Raw genomic sequence first — 18,109 nt, 5'->3', positions numbered from 1 at the left:
CGCCGAGTGATCGGCGAGGTTTGTTGGCGGGGTGAGGGGAACCAAGGGGACGCCAAGGGGGAGACACGGCGCCCCCGTCGCGCTCCAGGCGTCCGCTCAGTCCTGGTCGGCGTCGTGCGCCGGGCCGGAATGGGGGTCGTTGGACTGGAACGGGGCCTCGTTCACATAATACGGGCCGGGGGTGTTGAAGGCGCTCGGCCGCTTCAGTTCCGCCTGCTCGCGCATGGCAGCAGCACCGGACGTGGGGAAGAGCGTCTCCTGGGCGGAAACGGCGTACTGGGCCTTGTTCTCGACACCGATATAGGGGTCGGCGAAAGCGGCACTGCCGGAAGCAACGAGGGTGAGGGCGATGCCGGTGGCGATGGTCAGCGTCTTGATGGTCATATCGAACACTCCGTTGTCGATGGATGTACTGTGCCATCTGCCATATCATCGGAGTATTCTATGGAGGTTCAGAGGTTTTATACGGTCATTTTCCCAAGCCCATACCGACGTATGCTCCACCTTCACATGGTTTGAACAGTCACCCCCAAACCCTCACCCTGGTGCCTCGCATCGTGGCTGAACGGCCGGCGCCCTCCCCAACCGAGGTGCCGGTCAGTCCGCTTTCGGCGCTGCCGGCCAGGGCGAGAAGGCGGTGGGCAGGAGGATGCGGTTCTCCATGGTCATGATCATCGGACGGATCTGGGCCAGGCAAGCCTGCCAGCCCGGCTGCCGGGCCAGCTTCTCGCGGCGGATGCGGCGCTCCTCCAGGTTTTCATAGGCCCAGAAATGGACAAGCTGGTTCTGCGTTCCGAATTCCGTTGTGAAGTAACCCATGAAGCCGCCCAGGATCTCCTTCTGCAGCGGCAGCCCCTGCGCGGTGTAGATCCGCATATAGTCCGCCAGCACCGCATGGGTGTGCAGCACATACATGCGCTCTTCCACAATCATGCCCTGTCTCCTTTTCCTGCGCGCGCGACGCCGTGATGCCGGCGTCGCGGCCATCGCCGCCTATTTCAATTCCTGCCCGGCGAGATCGCCATCCAGGAACTTGTTGGGCCGCAGGAACATGGACAGGACGAGGGCGCCGTTGGGCGAGCGGGCCACGTGCTGGTTGCCCGCGGGACGCCAGACATAATTGCCGGCCAGCGCCTCGCCCTCGCCATCCACGATGCTGCCTTCCAGCACATAGGTCTGCTCGATTTCCACATGCTCGTGGCGCGGCAGCACGGTGCCCGGCTCCCAGCGGAAGAGGGCGGTCATCAGGCCGGTCTCCTCGTCGATGAGCAGGATCTTCATGTCGATGCCCTTGGTGGGCGTGGGCTTCCACGGCAGGCGTGCGACATCCACGTAGCGGGAATCCGTCGGGGCGAGCTTGTCCTCGCCGGCAAGGCCGGGGGTGATGGCAACCATGATCTGCTCCTGATGGGGTGCGGGATCGGGATGTGCAGGCGCTTCGGCCGGGGCCCGCTATCCCCGGCCGTGCCTGTGTTGGGATGACAGGAACCCGAGGTCAGTTCGGCTTGACGAGGGCGCAGGCCGGATCGAGCGGCTTGAAGGCCTGGTCTGCGGGGGTCTCGCCAATCTTGGCGTAGAGGTCCCACGGCCCCTGGGATTCCGCAGGCGTCTTCACCTTGAACAGATACATGGGGTGAAGCTTGCGGCCGTCGATGCGCACGGAGCCCTTGCCGAAGGCGGGGTCGTCGGTGGGCAGCTCCTTCATCTTGGCGACGATGGCGCGGCCGTCCGTATCGCTGTTCAGGGCGGCCACCGCTTTCAGATAATGCAGCACGCCCGAATAGACGCCCGCCTGGAAGGAGGTGGGCATGGCGCCACCATGGCGCTCAGCGAATTTCTTGGCGAAGGCGCGGGTCTGATCGTTGAGGTCCCAGTAGAAGGGCTCGCTGAGATAGAGCCCCTGCCCGCTGGTGAGACCCAGAGACTTGATGTCGGTGAGATAGACCGCCAAGGCCGCGAGCTTCTGGTTGCCCTTGGTGATGCCGAACTCGGCCGCCTGCTTCATGGAATTGGTAAAATCGCTGCCGGAATTGGCAAAGCCGATCACCTGTGCGCCGGAGCCCTGCGCCTGGAGCAGAAAGGAGGACAGGTCGGACGTGCTGAGCGGATGGCGGACGGAGCCCACCACCTTGCCGCCGGCGGCCTTCACGATCTGCCCCGCCTCGCGCTCCATGTCATGGCCGAAGGCATAGTCTACGGTCACGAAATACCAGCTCTTGCCGCCGGATTTGAGCACCTCGGTGGCCGTGCTCTTGGCCAGCGCATAATTGTCCAACGTCCAGTGCACATGGTTGGGGGTGCAGGAATCCCCCGTCAGGCGATTGCTGTTGGAGGTGGCGATGACGGCCACCTTGTTCTTGTCCTTCACCAGTTGGACGATGGCGAGCGAAATGGAGGAATTGGGGATGTCGGCGATCATGTCCACGCCGTCCACGTCCAGCCATTTCCTGGCGATGTTGAGCCCCACGTCCGGCTTGTTCTGGTGGTCGCCGACGATCACCTCGATGGGCGTGTTGCCGATCTTGCCGCCGAACTCCTCCACCGCCATCTTGGCCGCCACCACCGAGCCGGGCCCCGCCATGTCCGCATAGATGCCGGACTGGTCGTTGAGGACGCCGATGCGCAAGACGCCGTCCGTGAACTGCGCCTGGGCCGTGGACGCCGCCACAAGCGAAAGGCTTCCCACCGCCATGGATATCCATGTGCGAGCCGACACGCGCTTCATCTCTTGTCTCCTCCCCCAACCATGGTTCGCCTGAGGGCGCACCATGCTCGCCCGTCTGCGCGGGCCGTTTCGCTCATTTTCAAGCGAATAATGAAAAATCTCAATTTACGAGATTATTGTCAATCTCCTGCATGAACCCTCATCCCGTGATTTTTGTGTCCGAAACGCCCTTTCTCAGGATCGCAGAAGTGCGCTTTTCTGCCCCCGAACGATGCATGGGGCGGAGATTTGAAACTTCTCGCAAATTTCAATTTGCGGCGGGTCGGCTATAATGCAGCGACAGGGTGCGTCCCGCGCGCGCCGGCCCCGCCAGCCGAGGAACGGTGCCATGAGCAGTCTCGACAAGATGCTGAAGGTCCTGGACCTTTTCGGCGAAGAGCGGATGAACATCCAGCTTGAGGACGTGCAGGCGACCGGCGCTTCCCGTGCCACTGCGTATCGCTATATCCAGTCGCTGTGCGACGCTGGCCTCCTGGCGCCCACCACCGGCGGAAGCTACGTTCTGGGGCCGCGCATCATTGAGATGGACCGCCTGGTCCGCCGGGCCGACCCGCTCCTGACCGGTGCCGGCGGCCCCATGCGGGATGTCAGCGCGCGCCTCGGCATCAATGTGATGCTGTGCAGCTATTATGGCGACAAGGTCATGTGCGCCGACATCGTGTGGCCCGAGCGGTCCGTGCCGGAACATTACGAGCGGGGGCGGCCCATGCCCATGTTCCGCGGCGCCATGGCCAAGACCATCCTGGCGCACCTGACCCCCTACCAATTGCGCAACATCATGCTCTGGCACGGGGACCAGGTGCGCGAGGCGGGGCTCGGCGAGAATTGGGAGCAGTTTCGCGCCAACATGTCCCGGCTGCGGCGCGACGGCTATTGCATCACACAGGGCGAGGTGATTCCCAATCTGGTGGGCATCGGCGCGCCGGTCTTCGATGCGGAGCGGCGCATCCTGGGCAGCGTGGTGTTCGCGCTCCCCTTGGCGCGGTTCCATGCGGCCCACACGGACGCACTGGTGAGCGAGATCAAGCAATTGGCCGCGCGCATCACCGGCGCCATCGCCGGCCAAGCCAGCGTGGGACCACCCCAGAGGGCCGCCCGCCCGCGCAAGATCCGCACCCTGCCAGTGGAGGACGGCTCGACCGCAGACTGAAGATTGCCTCTAAGACCGCGCGAGCCGCGCACCCGGTCTCCGTCCCGTCCCATCCCGGGGATGTGCCAGAAAAATTAAAAAATCTCCTATTGTGCGATAATTGTTTTATCCTACCCTGCGATAGCACGCGGCCCCGGAGCCCTGCGTCTTAGCGTCTGGCCGGTCCTGCTCAGGCGGACGCGACGCGCAGCGGCAGCCCGCTCGGGCAGCGTAGCAAAAGGACTGGGCAACAGGCCCGGGAAATAGGACTGGGGAACAGGCTCGACATGGGGAGAGCACGTCTCATGAGCGAATTGCAGGGGCGCGTCGCGCTGGTCACCGGGGCGGCGCGCGGCCAGGGTGCGGCGGAAGCGCGGCTTTTGGGCAGGCATGGCGCCGCCGTGATGGTCTGCGACGTGCTCGCCCCGGAGGGCGAAGCCTTCGCGCAGGAGCTGGCCGCCGAAGGGATCGAGGCCCGTTTCCTCCCCCTCGACGTCACCGACGAGGCGGACTGGGACGCCACCAGGGAAGCGATCCGCGCCTGGAAGGGCCGTCTCGACATCCTCGTCAACAATGCCGGCATCATCAATCGCAGCACCATCGCCGACACCGCGCTCGCAGCCTGGGAGCGCCTGCTGAAAGTAAACCTCACCGGTGCCTTCCTGGGCATTCGCGCCGTGGCGCCGCTGATGGAAGCCTCAGGCGGCGGCAGCATCGTCAACATCTCATCCAACAGCGCCTTTTCCGGCCATTACGATCCGGCCTACACCGCCAGCAAATGGGGCCTGCGCGGCCTCACCCGCAGCGCCGCCATGGAATATGCGGCACGCGGCATCCGCGTGAACGCCGTGTGCCCTGGCCTCGTCGTGACGGCCCTGAACGCCACGAGCCCGCACCTCCAACCCATGATCGGCATCACCCCCTTGGGGCGCAGCGGCACGCCGGAAGAGATCGCCGAACTGGTGCTTTTTCTCGCCTCCCCCCGCTCGGCCTTCATCACCGGCGAGGACTTCGTCATCGATGGCGGCTTCACCGCAGGGGCGGCCTATCGGCGGGTGGCGGTGGAGACGGGGATCTATTGACCGCACGTCGGGGCACGCGCCGCGGCCTCTGTCCCGCATTGAGATGGATGCGGCCCCTTGCAGTCGCCCCTCTGCCGGTGGCGCGGGCGCCGTCCGGATGGGTGCCCTCAGACGGCTGACGCCTCGCCCACCGCCGCGACGAGGCGCGCGAGGGCGGCTTGGGAGCGAAGGCCGGTCTTGGCATAGATGGTCTTGATCTGGGTGCGCACGGTTTCGCGCGACACGCCGCAGGCGAGCGCGATGTCCGCCGGGCTCTTCAGGTCGGCGACCGCCCGCGCGATACGGGCTTCGGCGGGCGTCAGGTCGAACAGAGCGGAGAGCAGGCTCGCGCGGGGCGAGGGCGCGAGGGACACCATATTGGCGATGACGATGAAGGCTCCGCCCGAGAACACGTCATGGGCCGCCCGGCGCACCGGCAGCACGTGGATGACAAAGCCCCGCTCGAGATCGCTACGGCCGTTGATGGGAATGGAGGCGATATCGGCGACGCCTGCACCGGCAAGCTGGGCAAAGGCACGCCCGAGCAGATCGTCCGCCGGCCGCTGGGCAAGGCTCAGGCGCCCCTGCCGATCCAGGAAGATGTCGGGAATGAGCCGTTCCAGCTGCGGGTTCGCCGCCAGCAGCCGGCCATTGGGGCGGACCACCGCTGCCGGGGTGTCCACGGCGGCGAGCGCCGCGACCGTGGTCTGCGCATGCGCCATGGCGAGGCGCATGGACAGAAAGGCGGACCGGCCCAGATGGGGGCGCAGGGCGTCGAGCGCATTGATCTGGTGCGCAGGGAACGGCCCCGCCGCATAGGCCCGCTCCATGGTGAAGAACATGCTGTCGCCGTCGGGCAACTCCATCGCCGTGCCCGCGCCCCAGCCGCCGCCCACCTTGCGAAAATAGTCCACATAGACCGGCTCGCGGTCCAGTTCCTCCCGCGTGAAGAGATCGAGGTCGTGGACCCACCCGGCATGATCGAACCGCAGGAGACGCTCCGCGCGGCTGTTGCGCTCCAGCCAGCCGCCGGCAACGAACCCCTCCCAGAGGTCGCGGGCGCCGGGAGAGGCGACGCAGCGGGTCTTGGCGTCGCGCAGCACGAACAGGAGACCGCCAATACACCCCACCCGCTCCGCCACGCGCTGCAGCGTCCCCTCCCACAGCTCCGGGAGGGCAGCGGATTCATAGATGCGGTCAATGAGGAGGTGCGTCATCCGGTGCTTACATTATAGGATCGAGGCCGCGTTCCAACAGCATGCGCACCGCGCGGACCTCGGCCCATTCCCTTCTGCACCATGGGCGGACCTGGCCCGGTGCACGCCTCTCGCCCCAGGTGACGACCTCAGGCAGGGATTGTGATGACCTCAGGCAGGGATTGCCACGCCCCCATGGCCAGACGTGCGCCAGCCCTGATGACGCCCGTCTGGCCACGAAGGCGCTGCAGATCAAGATGCCTGAACCCAATACCCGCCGCATACCCCATTTGGGTTATGACAGGTCGCCACACGTCAAAATAGAATTCGGTTGGTTCTGATCGGGCCGCGGCAAGCGACCGCCAAGCGGCGAAGGCGGCTGGCTCCTTGGAGGCCTCATGTCGGGTTTGGATCTTCTGGACGCCATCGACAAGCTCTATGCCGCCGCCTTGGAGCCAAACCGCTGGGACGAGGCGCTGGGCGCCGTGTCCCATGCCCTTGGCGCCATCGGGGTCAGCATCATTCCGCTCGGCACCGAAGGCGTGATGCGGGCCTTGGCCTCGCAGAGCCTGCTGGAGGCCAATGCCCAGTACCAGGCGGGATGGTGGCGGCACGACACGCCATCCGGCCGCATTCTCTCCATGGGCATCCGGCCGGGGACGGTGGCCACCGACCGGATCGTCATGCGGGAGGAGGAGGTCCGGCGCGATCCCTTCTACCAGGACTTTTTGCGGTCCCATGGCATCCAGCAATCCATGGCGGCTCTCCTGCCCGTCGGCTCCGGACGGCTGGTGTCCGTAGCCGCACAGCGGGGCCTCGGGCGGGAGCTCTACCAGAACGAAGACGTGGAGGCGCTGACGCGGCTTGCTCCGCACATCCAGCGCTCCCTCACCTTGGCCACCTCCATGGTGGAGGCCCGCCGCCTTGCCGACGACCTGTCGGGTGCCATCGCGCAACTGGCCTGGGGCGTGGTGCTTCTGGACATGCACGGCGTCGTGCGCACCATGAACGACATCGCCCGCGAGGCCATCGGCGACGGGCTGAGCTATGCCCATGGGCGCATCCACGCTGCCTTGCCGAACACCGATGCGCGCCTCCAGGCGGCCATCAAGTCGGCCTTGCCCGGCAGCGTCCTGCCGGCGGCGGGCGGGGTGCTGATTATCCGCCCGAGCGGACGCGCGCCCTTCTATGCGGAAGTCGCCCCCATCCGCCCCAAGATGGACGCCCTGGAAGTGATGGCCTTCGGCGATGGCGGGGCCATGGTGTTGATCCGCAGCCTGGAAGCAAGCCCGCGCAATGTGGGCCAGCATTTGCGGGAGATGGGCCTCACCCCCGCCGAGGCGCGGCTCGCGGAGACCCTGGCGGGTGGCGTGTCGCTGCGGGCGGCGGCCGATCTCAACGCCATCGCCTATGAGACCGCGCGCTCCCATCTGCGCTCCATCTTCCAGAAGCTGGGGCTCAGGCGCCAGTCGGAACTGGTGGCGCTGGCCACACGGCTGATGTCGCTGGCCTCCCGCTGAAGACTTGCCTCCCGCTGAAAATCATCTTGCAGAGGGCGACGGCCCGCGCGGCATGGGCTAAGGAGGCCTCCCCGAACCGGCGGAAGGCACACCATGCGGCCAAGCGACATGCGCAAACAGGGCTGGAGCGAAATGCCCGACGACGGGTTCCTGGCCCTGGTGGGACCGCTCTGGCACAAGGAGACGGACGAGGGCACGATCTACGCCATCCTCACCGGCGCCAAGCATCGCAACCGCTCGGGCGTGGTGCAGGGCGGGCTCATCTGCACGCTGGCGGACCGGGCCATGGGCATGGCCTCGCGGGAGCGCAGCGGCAATCGGCGGCAGGTGACGATCACGCTGACCATGCAATTCCTGGACAAGGTGGAACTGGGCGAACTGCTCATCGCCAAGCCCCGTGTCGTCCGGCAGGTGCGGACCTTGAGCTTCGGCGCGGTGGATCTGTTCGCCGACGAAAGGCTGGTGGCCAGTGCCACCGCCACCTTTCGCCTCCAGTCGGAAACCGCTCCCGCCGCTCAGTAATAGCCCGCCGCCACCTCCGGCGGGGCCTCCAGCACATGGGCCATGAATTCCAGGCCCCGCTCCAGGCGCTCCCGGCTCACCGGCCCGCCGAGCCCCACCCGCACCGCCTCGGGCGGCGGGCCGAGCACGGTGAAGGCATCGCTCGCCACCACGCCGAGGCCGGTGCCGCGGATGTGGCTGGCGAAGGCCGAGCGCGTCCAGCCATTGTTCAATGGCAGCCAGATGTTGAAGCTCATGGGGTCGGACAGATAGGTGCCCGGCTCGAAATGGCGGGCGGCGATCTTCTGGCGGGCGGCGGTCTCGGCGCGGATGAAGCGCAGGATGGTGTCGGCCGTGCCATCGTCGATCCAGCGCGTTGCCACCGCCGCCATCACGGGCGAGGCCATCACCGAGACCGCCCGCATGGCGCCGGTAAAGGACCAGCCGGCCTTGGCGTCGGGCGCCACCACATAGGCGAGGCGCAGCCCCGCGCCGATGCATTTGGCAAGGCCCGCAATGTGCCAGCAGATATCGGGGGCGATTGCGGCCAATGGCGGCGGGCCGTGGGAGGCGATGAAGCCATAGGCGTCGTCCTCCACCACCGGCACGCCATGGCGGCGCGCGATGGCGCAGATGGCGGCGCGGCGCTGCTCGGACGTGGTGATGGTCAGCGGGTTCTGGAGCGTGGGATTGATATAGAGCGCCTTCGGGGCGTGGCGGCGGATGGCGGCTTCCAGCGCCTCGGGGAGAATGCCGTCCTGGTCCATCTCGACGCCCACCAGGGTGAGGCCGAGCTGGGCGGTGATGGCGCGGGCGCCGGGATAGGTGATGGCTTCCGACAGCACCACGTCGCCCGCGCTCGCCAGCAGCGAGAAGATGCCCACCAGCGCAGGATGGGCGCCCGGCGTGATGAAGATGCGCTCCTGCGCCGGCACCAGGGCCCGCCGGCCGAGCCAGGCGGAGGCGGCGTCCTTGTCCAGCGGCGAACCGCCAAAGCCCTGGTAGCGCAGCAGAGGCAGCAGGTCCCGCGCCACGGCCGCATAGCCTTCCTGCATGCGGGCGATGAGGTCGGGGTCATCCGGCTCGGGGGGCATGTTCATGGTGAAGTCGGCCGCCCGCAACCGCTCCGGCTGGGGCGCCTTGCGGGCGGAGGCGCGCACGAAGCTGCCGCGCCCCACGGTGGATTCGATGAGCCCCCGCCGCGCCGCCTCCACATAGCCGCGCGCCACCGTGGTGAAGTCGAGGCCGAGCGCGGCGGCGAGGCGCCGCTGGGGCGGAAGCTGGTCGCCCGGCACCAATAGGCCGGCGGCGATGTCGGCGGCGATGGCATCGGCGATGGCGAGGTAACGGGGCCCCTGCCCGTCCTCCATGCGGGGCATCCAATCCTTCATTGAACCCCTCATTTTGCCGATTGACTGGATCTTGTTTCTATATTGTATGGCGCAATCGCCATGCGATGGCGAGGATTTTATTGACCGCACATTGTTGCGTGAGGACCTGCGGCAGATTCAGACAGGATGCCGCCTTTCGCGAGGCAGGCCGGATGCGACAATCGGGTCATTGACGGCAATTCTGCCGTCTTTGATCGGATATTATCCTGCCAAGCTTCCAAAATGATCGGATTTTTGACCGTCGTATTGTTGGCACGCCGCTTGCTCACCTGATCCCGTCCCCCTCGGGGCGATCCAGCGATCAGGAGAGAAGCATGCCCGCCGTGACCCACCCGCCCCATAAGACCGGCGACTTCTTTGTCGATTACGAGCAGAAGCTGTTCGAGGACGTGAAGGCCACGCCCGGCGAAAAGGCGCTGGTGACCTTCCATACCGTGGCCTTTGAGGGCTCCATCGGCCTCGTCAACCTGCTCCAGGCCACCCGCCTGCTGCGCAAGGGTTTCGAGACCTCCATCCTGCTCTACGGCCCCGGCGTCACGCTCGGCGTGCAGCGCGGCTTTCCCAAGCTCGGCGACGAGGCGTTTCCCGGCCACCAGAATTTCAACAACCAGATCAAGAAGTTCATGTCCGAGGGCGGCAAGGTCTATGCCTGCCGCTTCGCGCTCCAGGCGCTCTATGGCCATGGCGAGCCGTCCTTGATCGAGGGCATCACCCCCATCAATCCGCTGGACGTGCTGGACCTCGTGCTCCTGCACCGCCGCGACGGCGCCTTCATCCTCGACACCTGGACCTTGTGATCCCGGCGCACGCGAAAACCGGGCGCGCGGGCTCACCCGCCGCCCCCTTTCCACCGAGGACCGCACCATGAAAGACACCGCGACCGTACGCGCCGCAGCCGTTCAGATCGCCCCCGATCTGACCTCGCGCGCGGGCACCATGGACAAGGTGCTGAACGCCATCGCCGAGGCGGCGGGCAAGGGCGTGGAGCTTCTGGTCTTTCCCGAGACCTTCGTGCCCTGGTACCCCTATTTTTCCTTCGTGCTGCCCCCGGTGCTCTCCGGCCGCGAGCATGTGCGGCTCTACGACCAGGCCGTCACCGTGCCCGGCCCGGAAACGGAGGCGGTGGCCACTGCCGCCCGCCGCGCCGGCATGGTGGTGGTGCTCGGCGTGAACGAGCGTGACCACGGCTCGCTCTACAACACCCAGCTCGTCTTCGACGCCGACGGCTCCTTGTGCCTCAAGCGCCGCAAGATCACCCCCACCTTTCATGAACGCATGATCTGGGGCCAGGGCGACGGCGCCGGCCTGAAGGTGGTGGAGACGGCGGCGGGGCGCATCGGCGCGCTCGCCTGCTGGGAGCATTACAATCCGCTCGCCCGCTACGCCTTGATGGCGCAGCACGAGGAGATCCATGTCGCCCAGTTTCCGGGCTCCCTGGTCGGCCCCATCTTCGCCGAGCAGATCGAGGTGACCATCCGCCACCATGCGCTGGAGAGCGGCTGCTTCGTGGTCAATGCCACCGGCTGGCTGACCGAGGAACAGATCGCCTCCATCACCCCCGATGCCGGCCTCCAGAACGCCCTGCGCGGCGGCTGCATGACCGCCATCATCTCGCCCGAGGGCAAGCATTTGGCGCCGCCGCTCACCAGCGGGGAAGGCCTGCTGGTGGCCGATCTCGACCTCGGCCTCATCGTCAAGCGCAAGCGCATGATGGATTCGGTGGGCCACTATGCCCGGCCGGAACTGCTCCATCTGGTGCTCGATCCCCGGCCCGCGCGGCCGCTGCACACCCCTTCCGACATCCAGGCTGAGCCGCAAGCAAGGAGCCTCTCCGATGGAGCCCTCGACCCCGCTGCCGACCGAGATTCTGATCAGCGAGCTGCAATCCTTCGGCGCGCGGCTGGTTGACCCGAAGGCTGGCGCCGAAAGCCGGCGCGGCGGGGCCGGCCCTTCCGACCACAAGGCGATGACCATAGACGGCATGACGGTGATGGTGCCGGTGCACACCGCGCCCGCCTTCACCAGCCCCTATCTGGTGGAAAAGCCCGACGCCTATGGCCGGAGCCGCATCAGCCGGGAGGGCCGGGCGGTGGGTGAAGTCTCCTTCCCGCTCCGCCCGCGCTTCTATGACCTGAAGACGGCGGACGGCATTCCCTATTCCCACATCGCCACCCTGCATGGGCGCGACGTGCTCGCCACCACGGTGCTGCAGACCTGCATCCGCTATCAGAGCCGCACCAAGACCTGCCAGTTCTGCGCCATCGGCCAGTCGCTGGCGGCGGGGCGCACCATCGCCCACAAGACCCCCGCCCAATTGGCGGAAGTGGCCAAGGCGGCGGTGGCGCTCGATGGCGTCACCCACATGGTCATGACCACCGGCACCCCCAAGGGCGAGGACCGGGGCGCGGCCGTGCTGGCGGAGAGCGCCCGCGCGGTGAAGGCGGCGGTGGACCTGCCCATCCAGGCCCAATGCGAGCCGCCCGGCGATGCCGCCTGGTTCGGCCGCATGAAGGAGGCCGGCGTCGATGCGCTGGGCATGCATCTGGAAGCGGTCACGCCGGCCGTGCGCGCCGCCATCATGCCCGGCAAGGCGCAGATCGGCGTGGACGCCTATATGGCCGCGTTCGCGCAGGCGGTGCCCGTGTTCGGGCGGGGGCAAGTCTCCACCTATATCCTCGCCGGCCTCGGCGACAGCGTGGAGGAGATCCTCGCCGTCTGCGCCCGGCTGGTGGCGCTCGGCGTCTATCCCTTCGTGGTGCCCTTCGTGCCCATTTCGGGCACGCCCTTGGAGAGCCACCCCACCCCCAGCCCGGCCTTCATGCAGTCCATCCTCTCGCCGCTCTCGCGCCTGCTGGTGGAGAGCGGGCTGAAGGCGGTGGACATCAAGGCCGGCTGCGGCAAGTGCGGGGCGTGCTCGGCGCTGTCCTCCTATGAGCGGGTGCTGGCGCCATGATGATCCCCACCTCCCCCTTCCTCGCCGCCGAATACCGCATCAAGTTCGCCGCCTCCCGCTGGGAGCGCGAGGGGGCCAAGACCCTGCGCGAACAGGTCTTCTCCACCGAGCAGAAGCTGTTTTCCGGCTCCGACCAGGACGCCATCGACGCCTATGCCATCCCCATCGTGGCGCTGGCCATGCTGGGGGTGGCCCCCGACAAGGTGGTGGGCACGGTGCGCATCCATGAGGAAACGCCCGGCACCTGGTGGGGCTCGCGCCTCGCGGTGGACGCGGACTATCGCCGCATCGGCGCGCTCGGCGCCACCTTGATCCGCCTCGCCGTGTCCTCCGCCCATGCCATGGGCTGCCACACCTTCCTCGCCCATGTGCAGGAGCAGAACGCGCTGCTGTTCCGCCGCCTGCACTGGCATGTGCTCGAGGAGGTGGACCTGCACGGGCGGCGACACTTCCGCATGCAGGCGGACCTTGGCCATTACCCGCCTTGCCATTCGCCGGAAATCGGCTTCACCGCTCTGCCGCGAAAGGCCGCCTGAGATGGACGCGCCCGCCTTCGATGCTCTGGTGGAGAGCCTGCGCCACAGCCGGGGCCTCGCCGCCAAGGCGGATATCGGCACGGTCGCCGCCCGCCTCGGCCTTCAAGCCAGCGCCGTGCCGGTGGGCGATGATTGCGCCGCCTTGCCGGATGGGGGCGGCCATCTGCTCTTTGCCATCGAGGGGTTCCTGGAAGCCTTTGTCGCCCGCGATCCCTGGTTCGCCGGCTGGTGCGGGGTGATGGTGAACCTCTCCGACATCGCCGCAATGGGCGGGCGGCCGCTCGCCGTGGTGGACGCCCTGTGGGCGCGGGACGCCGAACATGGCGCGGCGATCCTGGACGGCATGAAGGCCGCAGCGGACGCCTATGGCGTGCCCATTGTGGGCGGGCATTCCAATTTGAAGGCGGGCGGCGAGCATCTGGCGGTGGCGGTGCTGGGGCGGGCGGACCATGGCCTTCTCACCAGCTTCGATGCCCGGCCTGGCGACGTGCTGGTGGCGGCCATCGACCTTCGCGGCGCCTATCGGGAGCCCTTCGACAATTGGCAGGCCGCGCTTTCGGCGCCGCCGGAGCGCCTGCGGGGCGACCTTGCCTTGCTGCCGGAGATCGCCCGGCGGGGTCTTGCCCATGCGGCCAAGGACATCAGCCAGGCGGGGCTGGTCGGCACCGCCATCATGCTGGCGGAATGCTCGCGCGTGGGCCTTGCCATCGATCTGGCCGCGCTTCCCGTGCCGGCCGGCGTGCCCCTCCAACGCTGGCTCGCGTCCTTCCCGAGCTTCGGCTTTCTGCTTTCCGTCCCGCCCGCTCATGTGCCGGAACTTCTCGCCCTGTTCGAGGCCCGCGCCCTCACCGCCTCCGCCATCGGTGCGGTGACATCGGGCGCGGCCGTGGCGGTGCGGCACGGGCCGCACCGGGCCGTGGTGCGCGATCTTGCCGCCTCCCGCCTCATGGGCCTTGCCCCTGCCGGGGAGGCCGCCTGATGGACCGGCCGCTGCTTATTGCCATTCTCACCCATTCCACCAATCCGCGCGGCGGGGTGGTCCATGCCATGGCGCTCGCCGAGGCGTTGGCGGGGCTCGGCCATGCCCCGGTCCTGTTCGCGCCGGACGCACGCGGCACAGGCTTCTTCCGCGCACCGAAATGCCCGGCCGTCGCCTTCAAGGTGGCACCTGCCGCGCCCGGCATGACGGCCATGGTGGAGCAGCGCATCGCCGATTATGTCAGCCATTTCGAGGCTGCGGGCACGGACGGCTTCGACCTCTTCCACGCCCATGACGGCATTTCCGGCAATGCGCTGGCCACCCTGAAGGAACGCGGCCGCATCCCCGCCTTCGTGCGCACGGTGCATCACGTGGATACCTTCTCAGACACCCGCCTGCTCGACCTCCAGTCCCGCTCCATCCGCGCGGCGGATGGCTGGCTGGCGGTGAGCCGCACCTGGCAGGATCAGTTGGCGGATGGCTTCGGCATCGACGCCCATCTTTCCGGCAATGGGGTGGACGGCACGCGCTTCTCGCCTGGCCGGGACGGGCGCGAAGAGGCGCTGCGCGCGCGGCTGGGGCTGGGCGCGGGGCCCATCTTCCTGAGCGTCGGCGGCATCGAGGCGCGCAAGAATACGGTGCGCATGCTGGAGGCCTTCCTCCAGCTGCGCCAGGTGCGCCGGGACGCGCAACTGGTGATCGCCGGCGGCGCCTCGCTCCTGGACCATTGCGCCTATCAAAGCGAGTTCCGTCGCCTGCTCGGCCGCACCGGAACCGGCGGCGTGCACGTGACCGGGCCGCTGGCGGATGCGGACATGCCCGCCATCTTTCGCCTCGCCCATGCTTTGCTCTTCGCCTCGGTGAAAGAGGGCTTCGGCCTCGCCGTGCTGGAGGCGCTGGCGAGCGGCGTGCCGGTGATCGTCTCGGCCATGGCGCCCTTCACCGAATATCTGGGCGAACGGGACGCTTTGTGGTGCGACCCCGCCCGCCCCGCCTCCATCGCGGACGCCATGGCCCTCTCGCTTCAGCCGGCAGAACGCGAGCGCCTAGCCGCGCTCGGGCCGCAGATCGCCGCGCGGCACCACTGGTCAAACGTCGCCCGCGCCCACTTGCCCCTTTATGGCCGCCTCGCGGCCAAGACCAAGAGCCGGGAGGCCCTTCATGCCTGAAATGCGCTTCCACATCGCCTGGCCCGATGGCCGGGAAGAGAGCTGCTATTCGCCCTCCCTCGTGGTGCGCGAGCACTTGAGCGAAGGCACCGCCTATGCCCTGCCCGACTTCATAGCGCGGGCGCGGACGGCGCTCACCATCGCCTCGGAGCGCGTCGCCGCCAAATATGGCCATCCCTGTTCCTTGGCGCTCGGCCAACTGGCGCGCCTGGAAGCCACCTCCCGACGCTTCGCCGACGATCCCACGGCGCAGGTCACCTGCCTCGCTTTCCTTTATTCCCATCAGGACATGCCGTCATGACCAAGCTGAAGTCGCACTATCCCGCCATCGTCATTGGCGGCGGCCAGGCTGGGCTTTCCGCCAGCCTTCATCTCACCCGCGCGGGCATCGAGCATGTGGTGTTCGAGAAGAAGACCATCATGCACAAATGGCGGGACGAGCGCTGGGACGCCTTCTGCCTCGTCACCCCCAACTGGCAATGCCGCCTGCCCGACCATCCCTATGATGGCGACGATCCCAACGGCTTCATGGTGAAGGACGAGATCCTCGCCTACCTCGATCGCTTCGCCGCCAAGGTTCAGGCGCCGGTGCTGGAGCACACGCCGGTGACCGCGCTGGAGAAGGCGGACGGCATCTTCTACCTGGAGACGGCCGCCGGCCCGGTGAGTGCGGATGCGGTGATCCTGGCGGTGAGCCTTTATGGCGAGCCGGACATTCCCCGCCTCGGCGAGCGGCTCCCCGACGGCATCGTCCAGCTGCACACCGCCTCCTATCGCAACCCCACCGCGCTACCGGAGGGCGCGGTGATGGTGGTGGGCTCGGGCCAATCGGGCGCGCAGATCGCGGAGGACCTGCATCTGGCCGGCCGCAAGGTGCACCTCGCCACCGGCAATGCCCCCCGCTGCGCCCGCTTCTATCGCGGCCGCGACGTGGTGGACTGGCTCTGGGACATCGGCCATTACGAGATCACGGTGGCCGATGACGGCATGGGCCGCAAGAAGCACGACACCAACCATTATCTCACCGGCCGCGAGGGCGGGCGCGACATCGACCTGCGCGCCTTTGCACGGGAGGGCATGGCCCTCTACGGCCGTCTCACCGGCGTGTCCGGCGGGCAAATGCAGTTCGCGCCCAATCTGAAGGACAATCTGGACGCCGCCGACAGGGTCTATAACGGCATCAACGCCCTCATCGACCGGCATATCGCCGAAGCCGGCATCTCCGCCCCGCCGCCCTCCGTCTATGCCCCCGTGTGGGAGCCCGCGGGCGAGACCACCGAGTTGGATCTGGCGGCGGCTGGCATCACCTCGGTGATCTGGGCCACGGGCTTTCGCCCCAACTGGTCCTTTGTCGGCCTGCCCATTTTCGATGGCACCGGCTATCCCGTGCACAAGCGGGGGGTGACGGCGGTGGATGGGCTCTATGTGCTCGGTCTTCCCTGGTTGTGGACCTGGGGGTCCGGGCGCTTCCTCGGGGTGGCGGCGGATGCGGCCTATGTGGTGGGCCAGCTCCAGGCGCGCGCCACGCCGCCGCTCGCCAAGGCGGGCTAGGAAAAGGCGGGCAAGACATGAGCCTTCTGCCCCCGCTTTCCCGCCTCGTGCCCGATCCCGGCCTTGAGGGTTCTGTGCATCTGGGCATGCCGCATCTGGTCCCCGGCGGTCTGTCGGAGACCTGGCTGCTGCGACACCTGGGGGATGCCCACTGGCAGATGCTGGCCCGCCAATTGGGCTGCCCGCCCTCCCGCATCGCCGACCGCAGCGGCACGCGGGTCTATGCCGCCTTCCGGCATGTGAGCCTTGAGGGGCTTTGCCTCGATGCGGCACGGGAGGATGGGCGGCTGGCGGTGCGCTCCCATCTGTGGCGGCTCTCGCGCACGCAGGTGCTGAGCCGTCACGCCTTGATGCTGGACGGCGCGCCGGCGGGCACCGCCACGCTCGTTTCCGCCTTCGTGCGGCGGGAAGCGACGAGCAACCGCCGCATCTGCCGCGTCGAAGTGCCGGGCCTTGCCGACCTGCCCGAATGGGATGGCGCACGGCCGGCGCCGCTGGCCGTGCCGCAGGCGCCGGACGGCGAGCGGCTCGCCTTCACCCCCTGCCCGGCAGAGGATTTCAACGGCGCCGGCTTTCTCTATTTTTCCAGCTATGTGGGCCTCGCCGAGCGGGCGCTGTTTTCCCATGCCCCCGCCCGCGCCACCGTCACGCGCAGCCGGCACGTCGCCTATCACGGGAACATCGATCCGGGCGACGCGGTTGAGATCCTGACCCAACTGGCCGATGCCCCCCACGGACGCACGGTCTGCGCCACGCGCCTTGTGCGCGCCGGGGATCATGCGCTCCTGGCGGAGATGGTCGCCGTGAAGTCTCCGGCCGCGCCCTGAGGGCGGGGCTGAGGTCCCTAAATTGTATGGCTCATTAGATTTACAACGGCGCATTGTATGGATTAAATACGGGCATTCACGGCGCCGAGGGTGCAAAGCCGGACATCGGCTCACCCCTCCCCCCTGAGAGCGCGCGCCCCAAGGAGCGTTCCATGTCCCAGACCCGCCACTGGCCGCCGCTCTCCCCCATGCGGGCCGGCCTGCGCGGCCGCTGCCCCCGCTGTGGCGAGGGCAAGCTGTTCAACGGCTTCCTGACCCTGCGCAAGTCCTGCGACGTGTGCGGCCTGGACTATTCCTTTGCCGACCCGGCTGATGGCCCGGCCTTCTTCGTCATCTGTTTTGCCTGCATTCCCTCGGTGGTGTTCGGCATCTGGATCGAGGTGGCCTATGAAGCACCCTATTGGGTGCATCTGGTCACCACTTTGCCGGTGATGCTGCTCACCTGCATCCCGCCCTTGCGACCGCTGAAGGGGTGGCTGGTGGCCAGCCAATATTATTACAAGGCCGAGGAAGGCCGCCGGGTGCTGCGCGAGGAAGGCTGAGCTTTCGCCCCTTATCCATACATGCTAGC

Annotated in this window: 20 protein-coding genes; 14 read left to right on the top strand and 6 right to left on the bottom strand. The window is 67.6% G+C overall.

The annotated features are described in order from the left end of the window. Positions 1-96: 96 nt before the first annotated feature. The 4 genes from PV781_RS10505 to PV781_RS10490 all read right to left on the bottom strand — a co-directional run bounded on the left by PV781_RS10505 (position 97) and on the right by PV781_RS10490 (position 2,725). Entirely contained in the window at positions 97-384 is a 288-nt protein-coding gene (locus tag PV781_RS10505) for a hypothetical protein (RefSeq protein ID WP_274775568.1), read from the bottom strand. 213 nt (positions 385-597) lie between these two features. Next, complete coding sequence (locus PV781_RS10500) at positions 598-933, bottom strand: NIPSNAP family protein (RefSeq protein WP_274775567.1); 336 nt, start codon at positions 931-933, stop codon at positions 598-600. Between the two features lie 60 nt (positions 934-993). Beyond that, on the bottom strand, positions 994-1,395 hold the full coding sequence (locus tag PV781_RS10495; RefSeq protein WP_274775566.1) for a cupin domain-containing protein: 402 nt from the start codon (positions 1,393-1,395) through the stop codon (positions 994-996). A gap of 100 nt (positions 1,396-1,495) precedes the next feature. Beyond that, entirely contained in the window at positions 1,496-2,725 is a 1,230-nt protein-coding gene (locus PV781_RS10490; RefSeq protein ID WP_274775565.1) for an ABC transporter substrate-binding protein, read from the bottom strand. Positions 2,726-3,053: 328 nt separating this feature from the next. Between PV781_RS10490 and PV781_RS10485 the strand changes: the two genes are divergently transcribed. Further along, positions 3,054-3,875: an IclR family transcriptional regulator gene (locus PV781_RS10485; protein ID WP_274775564.1), complete on the top strand. Its 822-nt coding sequence runs from the start codon at positions 3,054-3,056 to the stop codon at positions 3,873-3,875. Between the two features lie 284 nt (positions 3,876-4,159). Then, positions 4,160-4,936 (top strand): SDR family NAD(P)-dependent oxidoreductase, encoded by a 777-nt coding sequence (locus PV781_RS10480; protein ID WP_274775563.1) that lies wholly within the window; start codon positions 4,160-4,162, stop codon positions 4,934-4,936. 107 nt (positions 4,937-5,043) lie between these two features. Here PV781_RS10480 and PV781_RS10475 read toward each other — a convergent pair whose 3' ends face one another. Continuing rightward, complete coding sequence (locus PV781_RS10475) at positions 5,044-6,132, bottom strand: helix-turn-helix transcriptional regulator (RefSeq protein WP_274775562.1); 1,089 nt, start codon at positions 6,130-6,132, stop codon at positions 5,044-5,046. A 377-nt stretch (positions 6,133-6,509) separates the two neighbouring features. Between PV781_RS10475 and PV781_RS10470 the strand changes: the two genes are divergently transcribed. Further along, entirely contained in the window at positions 6,510-7,631 is a 1,122-nt protein-coding gene (locus PV781_RS10470) for a helix-turn-helix transcriptional regulator (RefSeq protein ID WP_274775561.1), read from the top strand. Positions 7,632-7,763: 132 nt separating this feature from the next. Then, entirely contained in the window at positions 7,764-8,153 is a 390-nt protein-coding gene (locus tag PV781_RS10465; RefSeq protein ID WP_274775560.1) for a PaaI family thioesterase, read from the top strand. On the opposite strand, the gene PV781_RS10460 is transcribed toward PV781_RS10465, so the two are convergent. Next, the gene (locus PV781_RS10460; RefSeq protein ID WP_274775559.1) at positions 8,147-9,523 is read right to left on the bottom strand and encodes an aminotransferase-like domain-containing protein; all 1,377 of its coding nucleotides are present in this window, start codon (positions 9,521-9,523) and stop codon (positions 8,147-8,149) included. The genes PV781_RS10465 and PV781_RS10460 overlap by 7 nt on opposite strands. A gap of 314 nt (positions 9,524-9,837) precedes the next feature. Here PV781_RS10460 and PV781_RS10455 point away from each other — a divergent pair, with 314 nt between their 5' ends. The 10 genes from PV781_RS10455 (at position 9,838) to PV781_RS10410 (ending at position 18,080) form a co-directional block, all read left to right on the top strand. Next, the gene (locus PV781_RS10455; RefSeq protein WP_274775558.1) at positions 9,838-10,320 is read left to right on the top strand and encodes an MSMEG_0572/Sll0783 family nitrogen starvation response protein; all 483 of its coding nucleotides are present in this window, start codon (positions 9,838-9,840) and stop codon (positions 10,318-10,320) included. 67 nt (positions 10,321-10,387) lie between these two features. Next, a complete protein-coding gene (locus PV781_RS10450) occupies positions 10,388-11,431 on the top strand; it encodes a Nit6803 family nitrilase (RefSeq protein WP_274775557.1) in 1,044 nt (347 codons plus the stop codon). Continuing rightward, complete coding sequence (locus PV781_RS10445) at positions 11,358-12,476, top strand: MSMEG_0568 family radical SAM protein (protein WP_274775556.1); 1,119 nt, start codon at positions 11,358-11,360, stop codon at positions 12,474-12,476. The genes PV781_RS10450 and PV781_RS10445 overlap by 74 nt, the downstream gene beginning before the upstream one ends. Beyond that, a complete protein-coding gene (locus PV781_RS10440) occupies positions 12,473-13,012 on the top strand; it encodes an MSMEG_0567/Sll0786 family nitrogen starvation N-acetyltransferase (RefSeq protein WP_274775555.1) in 540 nt (179 codons plus the stop codon). The genes PV781_RS10445 and PV781_RS10440 overlap by 4 nt, the downstream gene beginning before the upstream one ends. A gap of 1 nt (position 13,013) precedes the next feature. Then, on the top strand, positions 13,014-13,991 hold the full coding sequence (locus PV781_RS10435) for a sll0787 family AIR synthase-like protein (protein ID WP_274775554.1): 978 nt from the start codon (positions 13,014-13,016) through the stop codon (positions 13,989-13,991). Beyond that, on the top strand, positions 13,991-15,160 hold the full coding sequence (locus PV781_RS10430; protein WP_274775553.1) for an MSMEG_0565 family glycosyltransferase: 1,170 nt from the start codon (positions 13,991-13,993) through the stop codon (positions 15,158-15,160). The genes PV781_RS10435 and PV781_RS10430 overlap by 1 nt, the downstream gene beginning before the upstream one ends. Continuing rightward, complete coding sequence (locus PV781_RS10425; protein ID WP_274775552.1) at positions 15,153-15,461, top strand: MSMEG_0570 family nitrogen starvation response protein; 309 nt, start codon at positions 15,153-15,155, stop codon at positions 15,459-15,461. The genes PV781_RS10430 and PV781_RS10425 overlap by 8 nt, the downstream gene beginning before the upstream one ends. Beyond that, the gene (locus PV781_RS10420) at positions 15,458-16,711 is read left to right on the top strand and encodes an MSMEG_0569 family flavin-dependent oxidoreductase (RefSeq protein WP_274775551.1); all 1,254 of its coding nucleotides are present in this window, start codon (positions 15,458-15,460) and stop codon (positions 16,709-16,711) included. The genes PV781_RS10425 and PV781_RS10420 overlap by 4 nt, the downstream gene beginning before the upstream one ends. Positions 16,712-16,728: 17 nt before the next feature. After that, positions 16,729-17,538, top strand: coding sequence for a Pnap_2097 family protein (locus tag PV781_RS10415; protein WP_274775550.1), 810 nt, complete (start codon positions 16,729-16,731; stop codon positions 17,536-17,538). A gap of 152 nt (positions 17,539-17,690) precedes the next feature. Then, positions 17,691-18,080, top strand: a complete 390-nt coding sequence (locus PV781_RS10410) for a DUF983 domain-containing protein (RefSeq protein WP_274775549.1) — start codon at positions 17,691-17,693, stop codon at positions 18,078-18,080. The last annotated feature ends 29 nt before the right edge of the window (positions 18,081-18,109 follow it).

It is taken from the genome of Aquabacter sediminis (assembly GCF_028863665.1).
Classification (GTDB): Bacteria; Pseudomonadota; Alphaproteobacteria; order Rhizobiales; family Xanthobacteraceae; genus L1I39.
This window is presented reverse-complemented; position numbering and strand designations above follow the sequence as displayed.